Origin of the sequence: Bacillus sp. EKM202B (assembly GCF_011066025.1) — a bacterium.
GTDB lineage: Bacteria > Bacillota > Bacilli > Bacillales > Bacillaceae_G > Bacillus_A > Bacillus_A toyonensis.
On record NZ_JAAMNK010000123.1, the window covers coordinates 1 to 263 of the forward strand.

1 protein-coding gene is annotated in these 263 nt (G+C 38.8%); it reads right to left on the reverse strand.

Annotation, left to right across the window (positions count from 1 at the left end):
• Positions 1-263 (reverse strand): lyase family protein (locus G9F74_RS29625; protein ID WP_260408332.1); only part of this gene is annotated, 263 nt, incomplete at both ends.

Consider the following 263-nt stretch of genomic DNA (forward strand, 5'->3'; position numbering starts at 1 on the left):
CGTGGACCTGATGCCATTAAGCGAAGGTCATTCGCAATTTTAGACATGTTCATCATACATACTTTAAGTGCTGCAGATACTTCTGTGTATGCATCCGTATTTTGCGTTGCATCTACTAAGTCTTCTGCACCAACAAGTGGTAGTTCACTAATTGTAGCAAGATGTTTTATAACTGCTTCAATATATTCTGGATCTGCATTTAGGCCTGTACCAACTGCAGTTGCTCCCATATTTACTTCATATAAATGTTGACGTGATTGCTT